This window comes from Spiroplasma endosymbiont of Megaselia nigra, assembly GCF_003987485.1.
Classification (GTDB): Bacteria; Bacillota_I; Bacilli_A; order Mycoplasmatales; family Mycoplasmataceae; genus Spiroplasma.
This window is the reverse complement of the sequence record NZ_RCOO01000077.1, coordinates 1-5,124: the sequence shown is the minus strand read 5'-3', so window position 1 is coordinate 5,124 and position 5,124 is coordinate 1. Positions and strand designations below refer to the sequence as shown.

At 26.6% G+C, this 5,124-nt stretch carries 7 protein-coding genes; 4 read left to right on the top strand and 3 right to left on the bottom strand.

Annotation, left to right across the window (positions count from 1 at the left end; genetic code table 4):
* Window positions 1–133 precede the first annotated feature (133 nt).
* The 3 genes from D9R21_RS04220 to D9R21_RS04210 all read right to left on the bottom strand — a co-directional run bounded on the left by D9R21_RS04220 (window position 134) and on the right by D9R21_RS04210 (window position 2,767).
* Complete coding sequence (locus D9R21_RS04220) at window positions 134–721, bottom strand: ABC transporter transmembrane domain-containing protein (RefSeq protein WP_241568759.1); 588 nt, start codon at window positions 719–721, stop codon at window positions 134–136.
* Between the two features lie 108 nt (window positions 722–829).
* Window positions 830–1,291, bottom strand: a complete 462-nt coding sequence (locus tag D9R21_RS04215) for a MarR family winged helix-turn-helix transcriptional regulator (RefSeq protein WP_126821225.1) — start codon at window positions 1,289–1,291, stop codon at window positions 830–832.
* A gap of 141 nt (window positions 1,292–1,432) precedes the next feature.
* On the bottom strand, window positions 1,433–2,767 hold the full coding sequence (locus D9R21_RS04210; RefSeq protein ID WP_241568758.1) for a hemolysin family protein: 1,335 nt from the start codon (window positions 2,765–2,767) through the stop codon (window positions 1,433–1,435).
* 169 nt (window positions 2,768–2,936) lie between these two features.
* On the opposite strand from D9R21_RS04210, the gene D9R21_RS04205 reads away from it, so the two are divergent.
* The 4 genes from D9R21_RS04205 to D9R21_RS04190 all read left to right on the top strand — a co-directional run.
* Window positions 2,937–3,584 (top strand): hypothetical protein, encoded by a 648-nt coding sequence (locus D9R21_RS04205; protein ID WP_126821224.1) that lies wholly within the window; start codon window positions 2,937–2,939, stop codon window positions 3,582–3,584.
* A gap of 158 nt (window positions 3,585–3,742) precedes the next feature.
* Window positions 3,743–4,279, top strand: a complete 537-nt coding sequence (locus D9R21_RS04200; RefSeq protein ID WP_126821223.1) for a hypothetical protein — start codon at window positions 3,743–3,745, stop codon at window positions 4,277–4,279.
* A gap of 104 nt (window positions 4,280–4,383) precedes the next feature.
* Window positions 4,384–4,740, top strand: coding sequence for a lipoprotein (locus D9R21_RS04195; protein WP_126821222.1), 357 nt, complete (start codon window positions 4,384–4,386; stop codon window positions 4,738–4,740).
* 198 nt (window positions 4,741–4,938) lie between these two features.
* Window positions 4,939–5,124, top strand: a 186-nt coding sequence (locus D9R21_RS04190; RefSeq protein ID WP_148108825.1) for a transposase, incomplete at its 3' end; no start/stop codon positions are given.

The window sequence follows — 5,124 nt, the reverse complement described above, 5'->3', positions numbered from 1 at the left end:
GCGATGTTTGTTCAATTTCTTTTACTGTATTTTTTCGAAATTCTGCAGTATATGTTTTAAATTTTTGTTCTTTTCCTGCCATTAAAAAATGCACCTCCTCTAAAAGTTTAGTAAAGTTCTTTTTTAATTTTACTTACTTTTTGGGGTGCAGTCTAATACTACCAATGAAGGTGAAGAAAGCATTTAAAAAATTTTGTGGAACTTGAAATGCTTGGTCACCTAAAATTTGCGTATCAGAAATTAATTTAGTTAAAATATCACCCATTTTTTTATCATGATAATAATTCATATCTAAATCAACTAATTTATTTAAAACTTTAATTCGAATATCAATTTCAATTTTTCGTGAAATTGACCCACCAACTAAACTTTGTAAATATAAAAACATTCCCGAAACAATAAAAGTTCCGGCAAAACCAATTGCTCAGTATAGTAATGTTCCTCAGGGCATCGCAGGATCATTAATACTTGAACGCTTTGACATTACCGTTGTCAATTCCATCATAACAATATTTGTTAATTTAGGTAAGGCAACTGTAATTCCACAAGTAATAATAATAAATAAGATTAAACATAATCAACGAAATCAAAATTGTTTATAATAAATTGATAATAATTTAAAAAATCCCATTGGGGTGGCTTTTGGCTTTTTAATTGGCAACGGTTCTTTTTTTGTATTATTGCCAGTTAAATTTAACCCATCATTTTTTTCTCTCATCATAAATTTATTTTTGTGTATTTTGTTAATTATTTAACAAAATAATTATACAAATTCTAAAAAATATTACAAGTTATTTTATTAATATTTGTTAAATATTTAACATTTTATTTAAGATGTAGACCCTTCTTTTTTTAGCAACTCAACTATCCTTTCTAAATCAGCTAGTAAAGTTTCATATCGTGGTTTTGATAAAATTTGCATAATGCGTTGATCTAATTGATTTACTAAATTAAAAACAATTGGTTTTAATTTTCATCACTTTTCAGTTAAGGTTAAATAAATAATTTTTTTATTATTTTCTGGGCGATTTTTTACAACATAACCCTTTTGTACTAATTTTTTTGAAACAATCGTAATATTTGCCCGTGATTGATTAACAACTTGTGCTAATTCATTCATTGTATAGTCAGGAAACCGTTCAATTAAAATTAATAACCAAATATTAGAAATTTGAAAATCATAATAACATTGTTTTTGTAGTTCATTTTCAATTTGCTGTGTAAATGCTTTGTTAATAAAACCTAAATAACGAAAAAGTAATCCACCACATATTTCATTTTCTACTTGCATTTTTTCCAGAATAATCCTCCTCCTTTTCATTAATTTTTCTATATTTCTTATTTTTTTTATCTTAACATAGAATAAATTAATGTTAAGTATTTAACAAAGATAAATAAAAAATGTATTTAAAATAAATACATTTTTTTGCTTTTAACGTTCTAAATCATGAATTGGATTATTATTAGTTAAAAATTCAATTTCAAAAATAATATTTTTGGAAGTTAATTTGCCTTTTTTCTCATCATTTACGCGAAAAGCATAATTTTGATAAACAAATTCTTTAATTTTATTTTCTGATTTTGTTAAATCATATCCTGTTTCCTTAACAAATCATTGATATAATGTTTTACCTGTACTTTCTGGTGGTGCTGCTAAATGCAAATATTTTTGAAATACTTTTTTAATCGAAGTACTACCGTGAATTCAAAGCATATGGTGACCAATTTCTTTTACTTGCCCAGTTTCATCATCTTCATCATAAATTTCACCAACTAATTCTTCTAAAATATCTTCCAGTGTAACGATTCCAAGAAAATTATTACTATCTTCATTGGTACTAACAACTGCCATATGAACTTGTTCTTGTTGAAATAATTCTAAAGCATCATCTAATTTTAAATAACGAGAGAAAAAAATTGGTTCAGAAACTAAACTTTTGATATCGACTTCTTGATGATCAATAACGGCAATAAAAACATCTTTAATGTTTAAAATTCCAATTACTTTTTCAGTTTCTGGAACTAAAACAGGAATACGCGTAAAACGTTCTTGCTTATAAAACCGTTGTAATTCTCGTAATGAAATATTACTATAAATTGTTTTAACTTTTTCCTTTGCTGTCATAATTGAACTAATTGTTTTTTCATCAAAAGTTATTGCTGATTCAATTAGTTCTTTCTCATTTTTTTCTAAAACACCTTCTGATTCAATTGTTGAAATTAATTCTAACAATTCATTTTCTGTTGTTAAAACACCATTTTTTTGTTTATGAAAGGTTAACAACCAAGTAAAAGGATAAAACAAAATTTTTCAGATTCATAAAATATAAGCTGAAAAAATTGAAAACTTTTCAGGAAAAGCTTTAGCAATTGTTTTTGGTAATAATTCACCAAAAATTAAAACAGTTAAACCAATAACTCCTGTTGCTACTCATATTGCTGTTTCAGCATTGATAATCAAAGACGCAAAAAATAAAGTTCCAATTGTTGCTAAAGCCGTATTAACTAAAGTATTTGCAATTAAAATAGTTGCTAAAGTACGATCATAATCTTTGACCAATTTATAAACTTGTTTTGCTCGACGAATTGTTTTATTTGTTGCTCTTTTTTTCCGTTTACTAACATTCTTTTTTGCCATTTGTTTTAAACGAATAACATTAATTGAGGTAATAGCTGTTTCTGAAGCCGAAAAAAAACTTGAAAAAATTAATAAAATAATCATTATTGGAAGTAACACAGCCAATGCGGTGGTCATATCCATCATCATTTACTCTCCTTTAAAATCTGTATTATTTTCCATCATTATATACTTTTCTCTCATAATTATCTACTAAATAACACCATAAAAATATTTAGATTTAACTTTAAAAATATAAAAAATAATGTATATTTATAGATAGACAATTATATAAAATAATTCTTGGGGAGGAATAGAAATGAAAAAACTACTAAGTACAATGGCAGCAATGACACTCGCAACAACAACAGCAACAGCAACAATCGCTTGTTCAGATCAAAATATGGCTTATTACAACCAATTCATCAATGGTATAAACAATAAAGAAAGTTTTATTTTTATGGTTTCAGCAAAGAATTGCATTCATTGTCAAAATACAACAGATACAACAATTCCAGATTTATATAATAAAAATGGCTATGGTAATGATAAATATGGCAAGTATTTAGCAGGTAATTTTGGTGCCCAATATGCTTTAAAAACATATCCGATTAGTGTTGATGAACAAGAAAAAATTAAAAACACTCGCTTAATTATTACTGATAACATTAAAGATTATAATGGTATTTTAAAAGAAAAATGAGCAAAAAAAATTGCTGATTGAATTGTAACACAAAAGCGAAATGCTCATAAAATTAATGGTGAAATTGACAAAACAATTAATGCTGATTCATTAGGATTAACTGGAACGCCAACTTACGTCTATATTAAAAATGGAAATTATGTTGGGTTCGAAACTGGTGAAGTTGGAAACTTACAAACGGGGGCCAATTCTGACTTATGAATGAATCGTTTTATTAAACATATGGTCTTAGAAGATTGGGATACTGATTATTATTTAACTTAATATATTTCATTGCTAATTTAACCATTAAAACACGTAATTAAGAGCTATTTTTCAAAATAAAATTATTAAATAATTCATACTTTTTCTTGCATATATATATAATACAGGTATATCTTGATAAAAAGTTTCAAGATTAAGAAAAGGAGAAAAAAACAAGGATGAAAAAATTACTAAGTTTATTAAGTGTATTAACAATTAGCGGAACTGCAATACCAACGACAATTGCTGCCAGTCCTTATCGAAAAGAAGAAACTATCAAAAATAGTGAAATAAATTATTCACAAACAAATAATTTAGAGGTTTTAAATAGAAATAAAAGAGATGTTTTTAGTTGAATAGGTGGCGCTGCAACTGATGCTGTTAATTGAACTGGTGGAGCAGTAACTGATGCTGTTAATTGAACTGGTGGAGCAGTTTATGATGGTTCTAACTGAACAGTAACAGCCGTTAAAGATGGGGCTGTTTGATCATGAACAGCTGTAAATAATGTTGGTAAAAAGTGTTTTGGAACTACTAGAGATACATTGGAAACTAGTATTTCTATGGGATCTAGTATTGGTACAGCTGTAATTACCGGGGCTGCAACGGGCGCAGCGACTGGCAGCGCTTTTCCTGTTGTAGGAACTGCAATTGGCGCTGGCGTTGGTGCTATTGGTGCAGGGATAGCAAGTTGTGCTCCAAAAGTTATTGGGTAAGTAAAAACAAAACTGCTATTAAATTTAAAACAAATGGAAATAAATAACTTATTTCCATTTTTAATTAAATTATCAAAATTCAATAGAAAGGTATAATATTAAATATGAAAAAAATAATAAGTATTTTAGGTACAATTAGTTTAGTAGGAACAAGTACAACAAATTTAGTGGCTTGTGATAATATAGCAGAATACACACCGCAAGAATTGGTAAAATTAAAAGGAAAAAACAAAATAAATACTGCTAATCAAGAAATCAGAAACAATTTAGAATGAATAGCACCACAAGAAAAACCATTTAATACAGTTGATAATAAGTATTATTATGTAGTATGAGGAATAGCAAATTGAAATATTAGCAAGCTTAAATATGATAAGTGATGAAATAAAATTTCAAAAAACTTAGAAACAAAATTTAAAGATTTATATTATATTGATGAAGATGAATACTTATATTCATAAAAAAAATTTCCACAGTTTATTAAATCAGTTTATCGTTGAAACTTAGAAGATAATACTGTACCTGATTTAATTATTGATAATAAAGGTACTATAAAAGTTAATGGAGAATAGAAAAAGAGATATTAAAGACTGCACCCCAAAAAGTAAGTAAAATTAAAAAAGAACTTTACTAAACTTTTAGAGGAGGTGCATTTTTTAATGGCAGGAAAAGAACAAAAATTTAAAACATATACTGCAGAATTTCGAAAAAATACAGTAAAAGAAATTGAACAAACATCGTTTACTTATATTGCACAAAAATATAAAGTAAATATAAAAACACTTGATTCATGACAAAGAAATTTTAAAAAAGGAATTTTAAATACACCAAAAGGTCCAAAAGAA